The sequence below is a fragment of the Aneurinibacillus uraniidurans genome (assembly GCF_028471905.1).
In the GTDB taxonomy this organism is placed as follows: Bacteria; Bacillota; Bacilli; order Aneurinibacillales; family Aneurinibacillaceae; genus Aneurinibacillus; species Aneurinibacillus uraniidurans.
On record NZ_CP116902.1, the window covers coordinates 1,675,490 to 1,693,141 of the forward strand.

General features: G+C 48.6%; 20 protein-coding genes. 10 read left to right on the plus strand and 10 right to left on the minus strand.

The window, feature by feature from the left end; all coding sequences use genetic code 11:
* Nucleotides 1–169: 169 nt before the first annotated feature.
* Nucleotides 170–775 carry a 3-isopropylmalate dehydratase small subunit gene (gene leuD / locus PO771_RS08400; protein WP_272562814.1) on the minus strand — a complete coding sequence of 202 codons (606 nt, stop codon included), beginning with the start codon at nt 773–775 and terminating at the stop codon, nt 170–172.
* On the minus strand, nt 762–2,201 hold the full coding sequence (leuC, locus tag PO771_RS08405) for a 3-isopropylmalate dehydratase large subunit (RefSeq protein ID WP_272562815.1): 1,440 nt from the start codon (nt 2,199–2,201) through the stop codon (nt 762–764). Before leuC ends, leuD begins: the two co-directional genes overlap by 14 nt.
* A gap of 144 nt (nt 2,202–2,345) precedes the next feature.
* Here leuC and PO771_RS08410 point away from each other — a divergent pair, with 144 nt between their 5' ends.
* The 3 genes from PO771_RS08410 to PO771_RS08420 are packed head-to-tail and all read left to right on the plus strand — an operon-like array spanning nt 2,346 to nt 3,983.
* On the plus strand, nt 2,346–3,254 hold the full coding sequence (locus PO771_RS08410) for a LysR family transcriptional regulator (RefSeq protein ID WP_272562816.1): 909 nt from the start codon (nt 2,346–2,348) through the stop codon (nt 3,252–3,254).
* A 60-nt stretch (nt 3,255–3,314) separates the two neighbouring features.
* On the plus strand, nt 3,315–3,731 hold the full coding sequence (locus PO771_RS08415) for a hypothetical protein (RefSeq protein WP_272562817.1): 417 nt from the start codon (nt 3,315–3,317) through the stop codon (nt 3,729–3,731).
* 36 nt (nt 3,732–3,767) lie between these two features.
* Nucleotides 3,768–3,983 carry a hypothetical protein gene (locus PO771_RS08420; RefSeq protein ID WP_272562818.1) on the plus strand — a complete coding sequence of 72 codons (216 nt, stop codon included), beginning with the start codon at nt 3,768–3,770 and terminating at the stop codon, nt 3,981–3,983.
* A gap of 463 nt (nt 3,984–4,446) precedes the next feature.
* Here the strand turns inward: PO771_RS08420 and PO771_RS08425 are convergent, their stop codons facing one another.
* From PO771_RS08425 to PO771_RS08435, 3 genes are all read right to left on the minus strand, one after another.
* Entirely contained in the window at nt 4,447–5,328 is an 882-nt protein-coding gene (locus PO771_RS08425) for a DMT family transporter (protein WP_272562819.1), read from the minus strand.
* 198 nt (nt 5,329–5,526) lie between these two features.
* A complete protein-coding gene (locus PO771_RS08430; protein WP_272562820.1) occupies nt 5,527–5,745 on the minus strand; it encodes a hypothetical protein in 219 nt (72 codons plus the stop codon).
* 157 nt (nt 5,746–5,902) lie between these two features.
* Complete coding sequence (locus tag PO771_RS08435; RefSeq protein ID WP_272562821.1) at nt 5,903–7,060, minus strand: RNA-guided endonuclease InsQ/TnpB family protein; 1,158 nt, start codon at nt 7,058–7,060, stop codon at nt 5,903–5,905.
* An 88-nt stretch (nt 7,061–7,148) separates the two neighbouring features.
* On the opposite strand from PO771_RS08435, the gene PO771_RS08440 reads away from it, so the two are divergent.
* Nucleotides 7,149–7,295: a ribbon-helix-helix domain-containing protein gene (locus tag PO771_RS08440; protein ID WP_272562822.1), complete on the plus strand. Its 147-nt coding sequence runs from the start codon at nt 7,149–7,151 to the stop codon at nt 7,293–7,295.
* 297 nt (nt 7,296–7,592) lie between these two features.
* Nucleotides 7,593–7,844: an AbrB/MazE/SpoVT family DNA-binding domain-containing protein gene (locus tag PO771_RS08445; protein ID WP_272562823.1), complete on the plus strand. Its 252-nt coding sequence runs from the start codon at nt 7,593–7,595 to the stop codon at nt 7,842–7,844.
* 367 nt (nt 7,845–8,211) lie between these two features.
* On the opposite strand, the gene PO771_RS08450 is transcribed toward PO771_RS08445, so the two are convergent.
* From PO771_RS08450 to PO771_RS08470, 5 genes are all read right to left on the minus strand, one after another.
* Entirely contained in the window at nt 8,212–8,475 is a 264-nt protein-coding gene (locus PO771_RS08450) for a hypothetical protein (RefSeq protein ID WP_272562824.1), read from the minus strand.
* Between the two features lie 88 nt (nt 8,476–8,563).
* Nucleotides 8,564–8,902, minus strand: a complete 339-nt coding sequence (locus PO771_RS08455; protein WP_272562825.1) for a DUF1360 domain-containing protein — start codon at nt 8,900–8,902, stop codon at nt 8,564–8,566.
* Between the two features lie 96 nt (nt 8,903–8,998).
* On the minus strand, nt 8,999–9,286 hold the full coding sequence (locus PO771_RS08460; protein ID WP_272562826.1) for a hypothetical protein: 288 nt from the start codon (nt 9,284–9,286) through the stop codon (nt 8,999–9,001).
* Nucleotides 9,287–9,383: 97 nt separating this feature from the next.
* Entirely contained in the window at nt 9,384–10,508 is a 1,125-nt protein-coding gene (locus tag PO771_RS08465) for an HD domain-containing phosphohydrolase (RefSeq protein WP_272562827.1), read from the minus strand.
* A 31-nt stretch (nt 10,509–10,539) separates the two neighbouring features.
* Entirely contained in the window at nt 10,540–12,591 is a 2,052-nt protein-coding gene (locus PO771_RS08470; RefSeq protein ID WP_272562828.1) for an ATP-dependent DNA helicase, read from the minus strand.
* Between the two features lie 106 nt (nt 12,592–12,697).
* Between PO771_RS08470 and PO771_RS08475 the strand changes: the two genes are divergently transcribed.
* The 5 genes from PO771_RS08475 to PO771_RS08495 all read left to right on the plus strand — a co-directional run bounded on the left by PO771_RS08475 (nt 12,698) and on the right by PO771_RS08495 (nt 17,075).
* The gene (locus PO771_RS08475) at nt 12,698–13,036 is read left to right on the plus strand and encodes a DsrE family protein (RefSeq protein ID WP_272562829.1); all 339 of its coding nucleotides are present in this window, start codon (nt 12,698–12,700) and stop codon (nt 13,034–13,036) included.
* A 19-nt stretch (nt 13,037–13,055) separates the two neighbouring features.
* On the plus strand, nt 13,056–13,751 hold the full coding sequence (locus tag PO771_RS08480) for a hypothetical protein (RefSeq protein ID WP_272562830.1): 696 nt from the start codon (nt 13,056–13,058) through the stop codon (nt 13,749–13,751).
* Between the two features lie 107 nt (nt 13,752–13,858).
* A complete protein-coding gene (nadE, locus tag PO771_RS08485; protein WP_272562831.1) occupies nt 13,859–14,689 on the plus strand; it encodes an NAD(+) synthase in 831 nt (276 codons plus the stop codon).
* A 203-nt stretch (nt 14,690–14,892) separates the two neighbouring features.
* Complete coding sequence (locus PO771_RS08490) at nt 14,893–15,441, plus strand: nitrous oxide reductase accessory protein NosL (protein WP_272562832.1); 549 nt, start codon at nt 14,893–14,895, stop codon at nt 15,439–15,441.
* 728 nt (nt 15,442–16,169) lie between these two features.
* On the plus strand, nt 16,170–17,075 hold the full coding sequence (locus PO771_RS08495; RefSeq protein WP_272562833.1) for a TIGR01777 family oxidoreductase: 906 nt from the start codon (nt 16,170–16,172) through the stop codon (nt 17,073–17,075).
* Nucleotides 17,076–17,652 lie beyond the last annotated feature (577 nt).

Below are 17,652 nucleotides of genomic sequence, written 5' to 3' on the forward strand. Positions count from 1 at the left end.
GGGGCAGGCTAATGAGGAAAAGGCCGATCTCGTTCTCGTTGGTAGTTCTTATTGTAGTATAAAACATAGGTCATACGTAGTGACGACTGTCATATGACTGGTCATAATTTTAATGAGGAATCTAAAAAGGCGTTCTACCTCTGAGAAGTAGAACGCCCTACATAACGTATTATGCTTGTGTTTGATAGTAGCTTGGATAGTTCGCTTCGTACGCTGCGATTTTGTCTTCTTGCTGAAGGGTGATCCCGATATCGTCAAGACCGTTCAGCAGGCAATGACGACGGTATTCGTTCACCTGGAACGGAATTACGAGACCGTTTTTGTCACTAATCGTGTTCGCTTCCAGATCAACAGTCAGTTCATAGCCTTCTGTTGCCGTGTTTTTGAACAGCTGGTCTACGGTTTCTTCCGGTAATACGATTGGCAGGATGCCATTTTTGAAGCAGTTGTTGTGGAAGATGTCCGCAAACGACGGCGCGATGACGACTTTGAAGCCGTAGTCGAGCAGTGCCCACGGTGCGTGCTCACGAGAGGAGCCGCAGCCGAAGTTGTTGCGTGCGATCAAAATTTGCGATCCGGAATAGCGCGGCTTGTTCAGCTCGAAATCCGGGTTCACATTTTCTTGCTCATCAAAACGCCATTCATAAAACAGGAACTGGCCGAATCCAGTGCGTTCAATACGTTTTAAGAATTGTTTTGGAATGATTGCATCTGTATCTACGTTTACGCGGTCGAGTGGAGAAACCACGCTTGTGACTGATTTAAATGGTTCCATGTGCGTTTACCTCCGTTTCTTTTACTTCCCAGTTGCGGACATCAACGAAACGTCCAGCGATTGCCGCAGCCACAGCCATCTCAGGGCTAACAAGGTGTGTGCGTCCGCCGCGTCCTTGACGTCCTTCAAAGTTGCGGTTCGATGTAGAAGCACAGCGCTCGCCTGGTGAGAGAACGTCTGGATTCATTGCCAGACACATGCTGCATCCTGGTTCGCGCCATTCAAAACCTGCGGCAGTAAAGATGTGGTGCAGACCTTCTGCTTCTGCTTGTTCTTTTACCATACCGGAGCCTGGTACGACGATTGCATTTACGGTTGATGCTACTTTATAGCCATTCGCGATTTTAGCAGCGGCACGCAAGTCTTCGATGCGGCCATTCGTACAGGAGCCGATGAATACACGGTCGATTTCAATTTCCGTGATTGGAGTGTGTGGTGCGATACCCATGTATGCAATCGCATTTTCTGTTGCTTTGCGGTCATTGATATTCTCGAAATCTTCTGGAGCTGGAACAACACCCGTTACGCCAGTTCCCATGCCTGGGCTTGTGCCCCATGTTACTTGTGGCTCGATGGAAGCGGCTTCAATGACAACGCGTCGGTCGTATTCAGCGCCTTCATCTGTGCGAAGGTCTTTCCATGCATCCAGTGCTTTGTCCCATTCAGCGCCTTGTGGTGCATAGCGGCGGCCTTCAAGGTAGGCAAATGTTGTTTCATCCGGTGCGATCAGGCCAGCGCGAGCGCCTGCTTCGATCGACATGTTACAAACAGTCATACGTTCTTCCATTGTCAGGTTGCGAATCGCTTCGCCCGTGTATTCAATGACATAGCCAGTTGCAAAGTCTGTACCCCATTTAGCGATGATCGCAAGAATAAGGTCTTTTGCTGTTACGCCAAGCGGCAGTGGACCGTCTACGTGAACTTCGAGTGTTTTTGGTTTTTGCTGCTGCAGACATTGGGTAGCGAGTACGTGTTCCACTTCGCTTGTACCGATGCCGAATGCGAGTGCGCCGAATGCGCCGTGTGTTGATGTATGGCTGTCGCCGCATACAATTGTTTTACCTGGATGAGTCAAGCCGAGCTCAGGTCCCATAACGTGAACAACACCTTGTTCTTTGCTGTCGAGACCGAACAGCGTAACGCCGAATTCCGCACAGTTCTGGTTGAGTGTCTCGATTTGCTGCTTGGAGATCGGATCAGCGATTGGCAGCGAGCGGTCAGTAGTTGGTACGTTATGGTCAATCGTTGCAAATGTACGGTCCGGGCGACGGACTTTACGACCTGTCAGGCGAAGTCCTTCAAACGCCTGCGGTGAAGTTACTTCGTGTACGAGCTGGAGATCAATATATAACAAGCTTGGCTTATTTTCTTCTGCGGAGATAACGTGGTTATCCCAGATTTTTTGAAACAAAGTGCGAGGTTGCATTCATCTCTCCCCTTTTTTGTTTGTTTATCACAACTTTTTTGAATCTTTATATAAGTTTTAACATAGAAAAATAAAATGTTCAAAGATATAATATTTATATATCTCATAGGTGATACCTATAAAGGAGAGGGGAGGAATGTAGAAGTGGAATTGCGTCAATTGTTGTATGCCGTTACGATTGCGGAGGAAAAAAGCTTTTCAAAGGCGGCTGAGAAGCTGCACTTAGCCCAGCCTTCCCTTAGCCAGCAGATTGCGAAACTGGAAAAGGAATTGGATGTCATATTGTTTGAGCGATCAACGAGTTCGGTTCGGTTAACGGATGCGGGGGAGCGTTTTTTTACTTCGGCGCTAAACATCTTAGATGGGGTGGAGCAGCTGCGCAAGGAAATGCAGGATGTAGCTGCCCTTACGAAAGGTGGGCTTACGCTTGGCAGTCTGCCGATGACCGGAGCGCATATTTTACCGCTTTTGCTGCCGGAGTTCGCAAAGCGGTATCCAGGGATTGATGTGCGCCTGGTCGAGGAGGCCACACGTTCGCTTGAACAGTTAACCGCACGCGGCACGGCAGAGATGAGTTTGCTGACGCTACCGGTACAGGATGCAAACCTGGAATGGGAAGAACTGCTCGATGAGGAGATTTGTCTCGCGGTTCCGCCTGCACACGAGTTGGCGGGTAGGCGAGAGGTGAAGATGCGGGAGCTTGATGAGGAGCCATTCATTATGTTGAAAAAAGGACAGGGCTTCCGGCAGGTCGTGGAGCGCTGGTGTATGGAAGCTGGATTTGCGCCCCGGATCGTGTTCGAGAGCAGTAACATTGAGACAGTGCAGTCGCTTGTGGCTGCCGGAATGGGGATCGCATTCGTGCCGCGTCTGCTTGCACACAAGTACCCACGCAATCATACTGGACCTGCGTATGTGCGGCTGACAGAGCCGCGCCCGTACCGCACGCTCGTACTGGCTTTTCGGCGCGGACGTTATCGTTCGCGGGCAGCGCAAGCATTTTTGGATACGGCACGGGATGTACTCCAAGCTGTGCGTATGGAAGAAGTTTAGGTAGAAGTAAGGTACGTACTCATAGTAGAATAGAAGAAAAGTTAGGAGAGGTGACCAGCTTTGTTTTACGCTGTACTTACGCTTCATCTCGTTGCGGTAGTGTCCAAGCTTGCCATTCTGTTCTTCATACCGCGTCTCAAAACTGTGGAACAGGTGCGCCGCCTGTATGCCGCCTATCGCAAGTGGGACATTGTCGCTGATGTTCTGCTCTGGGCAACTGGACTGGCGTTTTTCTTTGTCACATCATTCGCATTTTTATTGCAATGGTGGCTTATTATTTCCATGCTCTTATATACATTTGTATTTTACCTGCTTAAGCGCTTTCTTATGCGCGGCCTGGCCGAAGTGGCAGAAAGCCGCAAAGTATTTGCGGAGAAGGAGCTTAAATCGCTACGTTTTCAAAACGTGTGTGTCGGGATTTTTTCCGTGTTTCTCATTGGGTGTATCGGGGTTATGATGATGACCAAGCCTTTCTAGTACGAGCAAGAAGGAAGCTGTTCCAAAAGCCAGAACATGGCGAACGGAGCAGCTTTTTTTGTAGAATCGACAACGTGTGGTGGGAGGGAGTGGGAGAAGGGAGGAGCCGTTCGCTTCGGTACGCTTACAGGGAAGCTTATGCTGTCCGCTCTGGGAGCTCGTCGAACGTGCCCGCAAAGAAAAGCCCGTGATGTTGATTCACCGAAGAATTGCGGGCAAAAGCTCGTTCGCCGATCTCCCTCCGCTGAGTAGGCGCGTACAGGTGCTCTCTTGTTCCTCCCTTCTCCCACTCCCCGCACAACGTTTCGGTTTACAAAAAACATGCACGCCAAAATGGATTTGCCCAGGTAGCCACTGGCTTTTCGCAAGACCGCTTCCTTATTTTTTACCTGCATAGCAAAGCTCAGGCCCTTGATTTTTCTTAATGATGTTTTTACCAAAGTATGCTAGGAGCGGGATCGGGTGGGCCAACGGAACGCCTGTACGCGACTCTCAGCGGAAGGGGCTGGTTTTGCCCACAACGCTTCGATGCATATACATCGTGGGAATCTTTTGTGGGCGAGTTCGTCTGGCCCCTGAAGCGGACAGCCTCTACTTCGTAGCGAGCGTACCAAGTGACGAGGCCTCGTCCGATCCCGCTCCTCAACCACACTTTGGTGAAAACCTCCACCAAGAAAGAAAAGGCTGCCTCAGTCTTTGAGACAGCCTCTTTCGTTTACTCGCTACTTTCCTCCCGCGCGGCAATCAGGATGCCTGCGGCAATGCAAATTCCACCTGCAAGAAACGCTAGACTGAGGTGTTCGTTCAGCAGAAGCCAGCCGAGTAAGGCACCGACAACCGGCTGAAAGAAGAAAAACAGAGATGCATATCCAGCGCTCACCAGTTCCAAGCCTTTGTTCCATAAGAAGAACGCACCTGCTGTGGAGACGATACCGAGATACAAGATACCTGCAAGTACAAGCGGATCACTTACGTCCGGGCGACTGCCCGATAACCATTCTCCTACCATGAAAGGCGTGGTAAACAACCAGCCGAACAAAATGCTGTACGTAGTAATCGCAAGAGAAGAATGGCGGGTAGACGCTTTGCGGACGTATACCGACATAAGGGCCCATGTGACTGCTGCCCCAAGCAGAGTCGCATTGCCTGTGAAACTTCCACCCGTCTCTCCCTGACCAACAATAACGAGTACACCTGCTGTAGATAGCAGGAGCGCGATCATCTTGCGTACTGTGACCGTTTCACCAAGCACGAAACGTGCAAATAAAATCATAAAAGCCGGCGAAGCAGATGTCAGCAGCGCTCCCATGTGAGCATTGGACAGCTTCGTGCCAACAAACTGCAGCGAAATGGAAACGAAATACCCGATAAAGCCAATCCAGGCAAATAGCAGCCAGTCACGTCCGGTTAACACAGGGCGTGAGCGTTCTTTCATGCGCAGCAAGGCCAGTAGAATAAAAAACGCAATGGCATATCGCAACCACACAAGCGTTAGGGGTGACACAAAAGTAAGGACAACTTTGCTTACTACATACATTCCGCCCCAGATGCTTGCAGCGAGTGATAGGCAAATCGCACCGATCCATGATGAATTCATATACAATATCCTCCGTCCGTAGTATGGAATCACTGTGAATCCACAGACGGGGAATGTAAGAGTCGCTCCCCGTCTGTTTAGAAACGGAGAACAGGCTGATCGTTTTCAAAAAGTGAAGAAAACAGCATAGGAACACCTCACTTGTTTTTCTTTTAGTCTAGCAAACAAGGAGAGGATAGGAAATAGAGAAAGTTGCTGTTAGTTTACCCAGGTTGCGACGATGTGTTTGGCTTCATCCACCTGATCCGGGTGGACGTATAAAGCTGTTTGCTTTACGCATGTCACATGGATCCCGTGTTCTTCTAAACGCTGCTGCATAGCATGCAGACGAAAATCATTTCGGTCAAGAAAAATAGCAATTGAGTCCGTATTGGGTCTCGCTGAAGGTTTGAATAAGTTTCGTAATGTTTTAAACATACTATCCCTGCCACTTAAAACATAGACAAATATCCATGTTAAGAGTTTTCCTGCTTCATCCTGTCCCGCCTCGCCACTTGCTCGCTATTACGGTTTGTTTGACAGTCCACAAGGCGTAAATTCCCGACTGGCCATCGGTACATATACACCGCTTTGTTTAAAGTAAAACGGTATACTCTGTTGCCTGTTTCAGATTCAAGGATGCATTCAGGTCACGATCTAAGCTGCTTCCGCAGTTCTCACAGGTGAAGGTACGCTCACTTAGAGAAAGTTTTACCTTCTTATGCCCACAACCACTGCACATCTTAGACGATGGATAAAACACATCGACTTCTCGTACTTCAATCCCATACTTTCTACATGCGGATAGAAGTTTCAACTTGAAATCGTAGAACCCTTGATTGGAAACCGCTCTTGCTATCTGGCGATTCCTGACCATTCCTTTTATATTCAATTTCTCTAACGTGATAAATGCTGGCTTGGTTTTTACCAACATACTCACGACATAGGAACGATAAGCAGAACGCATGGTAGCCAGTCTCATTTGCAACGTTTGAACTCTCAACACACCTTTGTGTATGTTACTTCCGCGATAAGTGGCAGATGTTTCACCCCTCTTTCGTTGTTCATATTTTCTTGATAACGCACGCTGCGCTCGTTTCAGTCGCTTTTCCGTGCGCTTGATTGCGGAAGTTTTGTTAATATTTCCGAATACTTGCCCATCACTTGCGATCACAAAATCTTTTACTCCAACATCAATTCCGATTCCGTCTCCCAGCTCTACTTGCTCGTAACTCCCCTGTATTTCAATCAGTACACTGACAAAGTATCTGCCTGCTTTTTGTGATACAGTGCCACTTCTCACCTTTGCGTTGATAGGGACATATCCTTTTTCTTTCAAACGTATCCAACCGAGTGTAGGAACTTTGATTCTATGCCGTTCTACTGTCCAGTCGGTTTTGTTGTTCTTAGGGAAATACGCCTTTACATCCTGATCCTTTTTCTTCTTGAAGCACGGATACTTTGCTAGTCCCTTAAAGAACTTTTTGAACGCTTTTTCCCCATTCACCATTGCCTGTTTAACAGCTTTGGATGACACTTCTTTCATCCACTTGTATTCTTCCTGAACGGATATTTCATGATTTACCAGTTTAGAGAAGTCGTTAGCTGTAATGAATGTCTGATCTTTCTCGTACTGCTCTTTGTTCTTAGCAAGATACAAATTGTAGATGAAGCGACACGTCCCGATGGTTCGATTGATCTTGTCCGCTTGTTCTAGTGTAGGGTAGATTTCTGTCTTAAACCCACGTAACATCTACTTTCACCTCCTACCATCATTATACATAAGTGATTCACTTTTTTGTAAATAAATGTATAATGATATGAAAAAGGAGAGTTTCACTATGGCAATAGCAAACGAAAATGCACGAATCATCGTTACGGTTCCAAAAGAATTGAAAGAACAATTACAAGAAGAAGAAAAAAAGGAAAGCAGGTCTTTATCCAACTACATCATGATGTTACTTCAAAACCATACCACCTTAAAATAACGGGGTGGTTTTTCTATACTTATGGAGGGTTGTCTATGTTTTTGATAACTATTCTCCATCTTCTGTAGGAACGACCACGAGCAAATTCCTGTAAGTTATATAACACAAAACTATCATTACACACGTGGAAACTGTGTGCAATGCGAGAAAAGGGCTAAATAACAAAAAGGTAAATGTGCAAGTAAAAGGGGTAATTTCCAATTACATGCAATATTTGCACTGTTAAATAATTGTAGACTTGATAGAATTTAAAGTAAGAAAACAGTTCGTATCAGAACATAATAAGGAGGAAGAAAAATGGCAATGAAAGCGACAGGTGTAGTACGCAAAGTAGATGAGCTTGGACGTGTGGTGATTCCGATTGAATTACGTCGTAATCTCGGGATTGCAGAAAAAGATGGTCTGGAAATTTTTGTAGATGACGAAAAGATCATTCTAAAGCGGTATGCACCGGCGTGCATTTTTTGCGACTCTGCAGAAGAGATTAACCATTACCGCGGGCGTAATATTTGCAGCAAATGCCTCGATAATTTAAAAGCAATGGAATAGTTGCACAGTGATAAGGAGCTCTCCGGATGATAGGAGGGCTCCTTCTTTAGATATAGGGAGATATAGGGGCTTTATAGCTGACAAGCTATGAACATTTTTGATCGTTCTCGCATATTCTACTACATACTAGTAAATCAGAAAGGTGGAATGACGAGAATGCAAGATCGTGTCCACTACGATTCGTATTCGGCTGGAAACAAAAATGGTGTGGGTAAACCTTTTTATCCCGGCATGAAAAGCTATTCTCCGGCGGGAGAACCGTATCAGAAGAAAGGGGATAGTCCCCCGCGTCCGGGAGGCTGTGGCTGCGGGAAACGAAAAAGCAGGTAGCACGACCGGATCATAAAAGACTCAAAGGGAAGCAGAACTATCTCCGCTTCCCTTTGAATTCGAGTGCCCGTCGAAGTTCTCGTTCTTTCTCTACTTGCTGCTGTAGGCGGGTACAGCGGTCGCGGTACTCTGTAAGTAGTACCCGGGATGTAATACATAAGTCAAATAATTCATGGCACTGCTGCTGGTAATCAAGCAGTAAGTTTACAAGATCATTTTTGGGAGGGATGGATATTTTTGGGGAGGTTCGTCGCTTTAAGCTTTCAAACGGGATGATCTTACCAGGGGTTTCGTCGCCCACCTTTCATCACCTCAGGATTATCTTTCGTTCATTGTATTCACTGGGTGTACGTGCTGTCTCCGCAGAAGCGGAAGGTGAGGACATATTTTTACACGCGAGTTTCGAGAATAGCGGCGGCTCCAGCAATGGCGAATACGAGCAGCAGAGGGAAGGCGGCAGGTACGAGTGCATATAGGGCAACGACCCCGGCTGATACCCAGACACCCGTGCACCAGAAGCAGCGCAGCAGGGAACCGATAAAATGGCGGATGCCCGTCCCCTTTGGTGTAGCGAAGTGTGTCGTTTGGCCATTTTCATCTGTTTCTTCATGAATCGTAAGAAAAGGGCGGCGGATGAAAGCGGTGATTTCATCAAATACAAGCAGGTGAGTCAGGCGGAAGGCCGCGAGGATGAGCACAATGAGATGAAGCCATGATAATGTGAACATGAAGGTCCCCCTTTCTGTTACAAAGAAAAGTCTTGCTGTATTGTATGCATGAAGGGAGGGGGAAAGTGCAAGAACCTGTCAGGCTTTATGAGGTAATTAGGACTCGTTTGGTGTATCCGGCGGATCCTTTTTTTTGCGTTCCTGGAACTTGCGATACTCGTCCATGAGTTGTTGGAGCACATCTTCTGATACTTCTACAAAATGGTCAAGTTCTCGCATCGTAATCAGGCACTGGCTCCTGCCGTCAATCGTTGTGAACCGAAACATAATATTGCCGCCTGGAAGGACGTCTGCCACTTCCCAGATGAATCGTGTACCAGCCTTATAACGTTTTCCCCGTCCGTATATCGGATGGAAGGGGCGGAAATTTTCGACTACCCACATAACAGGCCCCTCCTATCAACTGGATGTTCCTCCGAAGAGGAATCGGTTGTTGATAGTATATGCAGGGAGTGAGGGAGGGGAGACGGTGGGTTCATGCTTATTGCAGATTTGTATCCTGATAGCGATCACGAATGACGAGAAATTCATCAAGATGATGGAGAAACACATCGACAAGGGTTGGATCAAAATGACGACCACTCTCCTCGCGGAACAAGTCGCAAATGCGTTCGATTGGCCAGGCTTTTTTGTACACGCGGTCACTGCCAAGTGCATCAAATACGTCAGCTAGTGCCGTAATACGGCCATAGATGTGAATGTTCTCGCCACGAAGTCCTCTCGGGTAGCCAGTACCGTCCCATTTTTCATGATGCTCATGGGCAATGATCGCAGCAGCCCGCACTAATCTGCGGCTTGAATTATTCAGCAGGTTATATCCGATCTCGGTGTGGGATTTCATCGTCTCATATTCTTCGTCTGTCAGTTTGCTTGGCTTGTGCAGGATCGAGTCGGGAATGGCAACTTTGCCGATGTCGTGCATAGGGGACGCCATTTGAATTAGTTCGGCCTCCTGCTCGGGGAGTCCATAGCGCAGGGCGAGTAGGCGGGAGTATTCGGCCACGCGCTTAACATGCTGCCCTGTTTCTTTGGAGCGGGATTCCCCAATTTCCCCCATGCGAAATAAGATTTCACGCTGTGTGTCTTCAATTTCTTTAAGCAGCATTGCTGCTTCGAGTGATTTGCCGCTATAGGAAGCAGCTAGTGTAAGGTATGACAGATCAGTAGAGGTAAATACAGCCTGGCTGTTTAGTTTATTGATAGCTTGATAGGCACCGATGACGAGATCGTCACTGTTTTTGATCGGAATGATAAGCATTGCTTTCGTGCGATAGCCGGTCTGCCGGTCAATACTCGGGTTGAAATGCGGGCTATCGTATGCATCGTCAATGATCAAAGCTTCTCCAGCCTGAATCGCATAACCGACCAGACCGCTTTCAGCAGGAATACGAATTTCACGGACGCCATGTGCGACCGTTGTCCACAATTCCTGCTTCTCCTGGTCGAAGAGCCAGATGGTGCATCGGTCGGCAGTGATCATATCTTTGCCCATATCGGCCATCAGCGTAAGTAGGCGATGCAGACTTTTTTCATTTGCAATGCGTGCTGCATACCCAAAAATCGTATGCAGCAGTTGCTCCGGGGTAGGCGTGGCTGAATTATTCATCGTGTCTCTCCTCTCTATCATAACAATACAATCATCGCGCGAAGAAAGTGTGCATATCATCCATGCTACGCGTCAACTTCGCAGGTGGTAAGCTATCAAGGACCCGGGCGCCGTACGGTTTGGTCAGCAGGCGTGTATCGAGAATAATGACCATGCCAGTATCGCGGCGCGTTCGGATGAGGCGACCAAAGCCCTGTTTTAGCCGAAGAATGGAGAACGGCAGCATATACTCGTGGAAGCTGTTTTTGTTCATTGTCTCAAGCCGCTTCGTCCGTGCCTGCGTAAGCGGGTCGCTTGGCACAGGAAAAGGCAGCTTGGCGATCACGACACAGACGAGATCATCACCCGGTACATCCACCCCTTCCCAGAATGACTCGCAGCCAAATAGCACATGATTCTTGCCGGAGCGAAATTGCGCAAGCATCGCATCACGGGATAGTTCTGGGCGGTGGAGAATGCCGGTGAGCTTGTATTTGGCAAGCCAAGGTTTCATATCTTCATATACCCGATTCATTTGACTATACGAAGTAAATAATAGAAACGTTCGCCCTCTAGTAGCGGAGACGATTTCTTTCATCGCAGCGGTAAGAAACGACTCAAATGCCACATCGGTCGGAGCTGGAACATTCTCAGGTACGAGCAGCATCGCCTGTTTCTCGTAATTGAACGGACTTGGTGTCTCCATTGTTTTATAGTCATCTATGCCCATGCGATTGGCGACAAATGAAAAATCACCTTGCGTTGTCAGCGTAGCAGAAGTCATAATCACGGTTTTTTCATTGAATAGTTCTTGTCGTAAAATCTCACTTACATCGATCGGGGCAGAATACAGATGCAGTGTCGTAGCCCAGGCGAAATCATCCTGCACAAGAAGATCGGGTGTCTCTTTCGGTTCTTCATACGAAACCCAGGTTGCCCATTCTGTCGGGAAGGCATTCGCGAAGATGTGCCATACCATTTGTTCCATCTGCTCGATCTGCGTAATATAGCGCCTAAGCCCGATAATTGTCTCACTTTCCCCTTCAGCAAGCTCCAGCTCTTTGCGCTTATCGATAAACGCATGTTTCCATTCTTTAAATAATGGTTTCAGTTCATCCGGGTCTGAAATCCGGCGTTTGAGCAAATATTCATTCTGGGGACGTTCGGCGAGCGCACGGGCAAGCGGGGCGAAAATCTCAGTCAATCGCACGATGATTCGGGCGCGGAGCGCTTCCATCTGCTGGTGTAATTCCGGTGCATCGAGTTCGCGTGCCCACGGGGTGCGTCGACGTAAGAAGCGGTAGAATAGCTGGTTAATCTCCTCGAGGCTAATATGGTAGGTGAACTGGTTTGTTACCTGATCTTCTACCCGATGAGCCTCATCCATAATGACCGCGTCATAGTTTGGCAGGATGCTTGCTCCTTGCCGTCTGAGCAGCAAATCTGTAAAAAATAGCGCATGGTTAACGACAATCACTTGTGCATCTTGCAGTTTTTTGCGTGCATTTTGAATGAAGCATTCTTTAAAAAATGGGCTGTTCTTGCCCATACAGTCTTCCCCGTCTCCTTGAATGGCTGCGAACAGCGCGGATGGAAGCGGGAAGGGCACATCGTCTCTGTCCCCTTTTGTCAGGTCGGGCAGCACATCGGCAAGCTTGCGCAGCGCAGGGCCGTCTGTCATCTCGGCGGAGAGTGAAGCTTGCAGCGTTTCTTGAAGCCGTCGTTTGCATATGTAGTTGCCGCGTCCTTTGGCCAGCTCAAAGCGGAAGTCGTCTGCAAGCTCACGATCGAGCGTAGCGAGCACTTTTTTGACCATTGGCAGTTCTTTCTCAAGCAGTTGCTGCTGGAGTGTGATGGTATTTGTGGAAATAATGACGCGCTTCTCGCGCTTTAGCGCCCACCAGGCAGCAGGAAGTGCATAGCCGAACGATTTGCCGGTTCCCGTTCCTGCTTCGATGAGTCCGTGCGTATCGTGCAGCAGGCAATCGAGTACGGTATTTGCCATATCGAACTGAGCGCGTCGTGGTTGATAGTGAGGAAGATGTCGGGATAGAATACCGTCCCGCTTGAAAATCCGGTGTAATGTTTTTGAGTATCTAGCCATGAAAGAATATCCTTGCGTTTTCTTTTAAGGGTATCATATTTACTAGGAAGCAGGGAATGGCATGTTTATGGTGAACTTATGCTAAGATGAGGAAAAGGAGGAAGTCATGAACAACAAAGTGATTTTACTTACAGCGGATACGTTCGGCAAAGGGGAGGCCGAATTAGGTGAGACCGTGTTAGAGACGTTTGTTACGCTTTTGAAGCAGAGGGATGAAAAACCGATTGCAATCTTCTGTATGAATCGGGGTGTATTAACGCTAACACCGCGTTCGCTCGTATCGGTTCACATGAAGGAATTGGAAGAAGCGGGTGTTCGGGTGTTGGCCTGCAAAACATGTGTCGATTATTACGGCGTGGCGGACGAACTTTTGGCTGGAGAAATTTCTGGGATGCCGATTTTTCTTGAGCTGGCCGATAAATATGAAGTAATTACTATTTCGTAGAGGGTAAGGGGAGAGGTAGATGCCACATTATGGATATGCATGTAAAAAAATAGAACAATACATAACCGCTAAAGTGGTGGAGGGTGCAGCTGGAATAAGGGGTGTAGGTGATGACCGTGTGACTAATGTGTTTGCGGCTACACGAGAGGAATTGTCAGTATCCTCCTGGTGCGAGCGGCTTGCCTGTCTGGCAGATAGCAGTGCGCCTTCGGTATCACCAGACCGGCGTGCTCTTATTTTGCTCACAGAGTTGGAAGAGATGTTTGGGGAATTGGATTTAAGCCAGATTGAGACAGACGTATACCGGGAATGGCGCAGTGCAGAAGAGGGGGGACGTCATTATGAAGAGCGGATTTTTGCCGCCTCTGATCATGCGTTTCCAGTTCTATTGCGGACGTTCCTAGAGCTTGCGGATCGCATGCTGCATGAGAATGGCCACTGGGAGTATACCCTTGCTGAGACAACACAACTGCTTCACTATATGTGTCCCGGACTGTTTCCGATCTGGACCCCGGCGATTGGTCGCTTGCTGTATGGAACGGAGCAGCCCGGCTATCATAAATACCATGGGTATGTATTTGCATTACGTGATTTTTTTCACGATTCTTCGGTCGGGCAGCAGCTGGTACAACGTGCGCATGAATGGGAGATAACCCCGGTGCAGCTCGCGTATTCCTTGCTTGCACAAGTGGCACAGCAGGACAGCAGCGAATAGGCCGCAAATAATCGGTGGGTACGTTTGGTTTTTAGCAGATTGCAGCAGGAAGAAAGGTTATACTGAAACTGGGTATAGCTGATAGGAAGAAAGGATGCGACAGCACGATGGCTCATGCATTACAGCAGCAAATTATCGATGAATTATGTGTTCGTCCGGAGATAAATCCGGCAGAAGAGATTCGGAAGCGGATTGATTTTTTGAAGCAGTATGTTGTAAAAGGTGGTATGAAGGGATATGTATTGGGGATTTCTGGCGGACAGGATTCCTCACTGGCTGGTCGACTGGCCCAGCTTGCTATGGAAGAATTGCGCACAGAAACAGGGGATGAGTCGTATACGTTTATGGCGGTGCGTCTGCCGTACGGTGTACAGAAGGATGAAGAGGATGCACAGCGGGCGCTTGATTTTATTCAGCCGGACCGTTCGGTGTCTGTTAATATTAAGGAGGCGGTCGATGCGTCTGTGCAGGCGTTTGTGAACGCGACAGGCGAATCTTTGTCGGACTTCCTTAAAGGAAATGTGAAGGCACGTGAGCGGATGAAAGTGCAGTATGATCTAGGGGCGCATTATAAGCTGCTTGTGATCGGAACGGATCATGCTGCAGAAGCGTTGACGGGCTTTTTTACGAAGCATGGAGACGGTGCGTGTGATGTTGTGCCGCTGACCGGGCTGAATAAGCGCCAGGGTCGCCAATTGCTGCAAGAGCTCGGGGCAGACGAGCGTATTTATCTGAAGGTTCCGACGGCAGATCTTGAAGATAACAAGCCGCTTGTACCGGACGAAGCGGCACTTGGCTTCTCGTATGAGAATATCGATGATTATTTGGAAGGCAAGGAAGTTCCAGCGGAGATCGCGGAGAAAATCGAGCGTAGGTTCTTGATCACGCGTCATAAGCGTACGCTTCCGGTATCACCGTTTGATAACTGGTGGAAGTAGGAGAGAGGAAGAAAGAAGCTACTCTTTCTGAATGTAAATAAAACGTAAACCCGATTTTTCCGCTTAGTGTGAGAGAAATCGGGTTTTTTGTGATTTTATTTTCACAAAGAACTCAAATAATTCCCACAAATGGTCTAAAAATACTTCACAAATGTACAGTACGATGACAAGCGTACATAAATTGTTGTGAGGAGGACAAGTAAATGAAGGGATTACGTCAAATGGGTCGTGTGTTGTTAGTAGGGAGTGTATGTGCTTCGCTTGGTGTAGCAGCTGTACCTGTGCAGCAGGTAGATGCAGCACCAAAGTCGACAGTAGCGCCGAAGATTACATTGGCACCGCAGGAACCGGCAGCGGATGAGAAATGCGCGATGTGCAAAATGACTGTTTACCCGAAAGATCATAATATGGGCGCTTTCTCGTCGCAGCTTGTGACAGCGGATGGTAAGCGTGTGTTTTTTGATGATATGGGCTGTATGCTGAACTTCAAGCGTCTGCAAAGCAAGCCGACGAAGGCTGGCTGGGTGCGCGATCATGATACGAAAGAATGGGTGGGTTATTCGAAAGCCGTGCTGGTTGATGCCGATATCGAGACGCCGATGGGCTTTGGGGTGGCTACATTTGCTTCCAAAGCAAGAGCTCAGGCATTTATACAGAAAAATCCACAGCTTCATGGGAAGTTGATGACATGGGAAGAGGCAACAGCAATCGCCAAGAAAAAATATGAAATGAAAAAGAAAATGAACATGTAACACTGCAGAGTGATCGGCTCTGCTGGGGCTGCTTGTAAGCAAAGCAGCCTCTTTTTTTCTTGAAGGAGTTTTTTTCCAAAGTGTGGTGGAGGGGCGGGATCGGGCGTGACCTCGTCACTTCGGTACGCTTGCTACGAAGTGGGGGCTGTACGATCCAGGTACCAGGCGAACTCGCCCACAAAAGGGGCCTCGATGTATTTGCAGCGAAGCATTGTGGGCAAAGGCCCGTTCGCCCGATCCCGCTCCTAGCATACTTTGATAAAACATCATTAAGCAAAACCAAGAGACTGAGCTTTGCTATGCAGGTAAAAAATTAAAGAAACCGTCTTTCGAAAGTCCAGTAGCTACCCGGGCAAATCCGTTCTGACGGCGAGAATTTTTAGTAAATCAAAACGTTGTGCGGGGAGTGGGAGAAGGGAGGAGCAAGAGAGCACCTGTACGTGCCTACTTAGCGGAGGGAGATCTGCGAACGAGCTTTTGCCCGCAATCCTTCGGCGAATCAACATCACGGGCTTTTCTTTGCGGGCCCGTTCGACGAGCTCCCGGAGCGGACAGTATAAGCTTCTCTGCAAGCGTACCGAAGCGAACGGCTCCTCCCTCCACCCACACGTTGTCGATTCTACAAAAAAGCTGCCCCGTTTGCCATGCCCTTACACTAGAGCAGCTAGGGGAAGAATATAGTATAGTAGAGAAGGAAGAATGAGGGGTTCGGTTAGGAGGAATGGGCTATGCGTATTGCAATTGCCGGAGGAAGCGGCTTTATTGGGACGCATCTCGTAAGAAATTGGCGGAAGCAGGGACATCAGGTAACTGTCATTTCTCGCAGTTGTGCAAAAGTGCATGGTGGACTGCCGCTGACAGACTGTGTTACATGGGACGAGCTTGCGGCACAGCCGAATCGTCTGGACGGTGTCGATGCGATCGTGAACATGGCGGGGGAGTCGATTAGCAGCGGGCGCTGGACGAATGAGCGCAAGCAGCGCATTTTGTTATCGCGTGTGGATACGACACAAAAAATCGCGGCGCTTGTGGAAGGGATGAATCGGAAGCCATCGGTTGTGATCAACGGATCCGCGATTGGTGTGTATGGGATGTCAAATGAAGCACGGTTTGATGAAGACAGTCTGGCTGCGGGCAGTGATTTTCTGGCGCATGTGAGCGGACAGTGGGAAGCGGAGGCAGATCGCATTCTCGTCAACCGTCTTGTGAAAATCCGCACAGGAGTGGTGCTTGGTGTGGATGGAGGAGCGTTTCCGAAGATGGCAGAGCCATATAAGCTGTTTGCAGGTGGAAGGATTGGGAGCGGCCATCAGTGGCTATCATGGATTCATATTGATGATTATGTGCGGCTGCTTGATTTTTGTTTACATACGCCAACTATGAGCGGAGTTGTGAATGCGACTGCGCCGCATCCGGTTACGAATGACGAGTTTGGTCGGACGCTCGGGCAGGCGATGCGGCGCCCTCATTTGCTTCCGGTGCCAGCATTTATGCTCAAATTGCTGTTTGGCGAAATGGGCGAGCTGTTGCTGTATGGTCAGCATGTGACACCTGCGCGGGCGCTTGCCGCTGGATTTACGTTCAAGTATCCATCGATTAAGCTGGCGTTGCAGGATCTTGTGAGCAAAATGTAGCTTGGTGGGAGTGGTGCTGTCCAACGTGTAGTGAAGGAGCGGAGAAGGAAGTCGCCTTTCACTTCGGTACGCTTTGCTGGGGAGCGTATCAGGGCCGCTCCAGATGACCGCCAAACTCGCCCACAAAAGACCGGTACGTTTTTTCGCTGAAGAGTTGTGGGCAAAGGCCCGTTTGTCTGCCCTCTTCCGCTGGGGAGCCGCGTACAGGCGTTCTGTGGCGACTTCCTTCTCCGCTCCTGCAGCCAGTTGGGTAGTCCACGCCCAAGCGCTATTTTGTACAGTTTCGCCTAACAGGTTTTTTAATATTTTTTGAATCCCAACTTTGTTTGGGAGGAGAGAAGAGAGAAGTAAGAGAGCGTCTGTACGCACCACCTAGCGGAAGGAGAACAGCGAACGGGCCTTTGCCTGCAATCCTTCTGCGAAAAAACATCGTGGACTTTTCTTTGCAGGCGAGTTCGTCGGGCTCCTGGAGCGGACAGCCTAGACTTCCTTGCAAAGCGTACCTGAGCGAACGGCTTCTCTCTTCTCTTCCTCCCACCACAAAGCCGTAGCTTTTTGTTGTCGCACACCATATAAC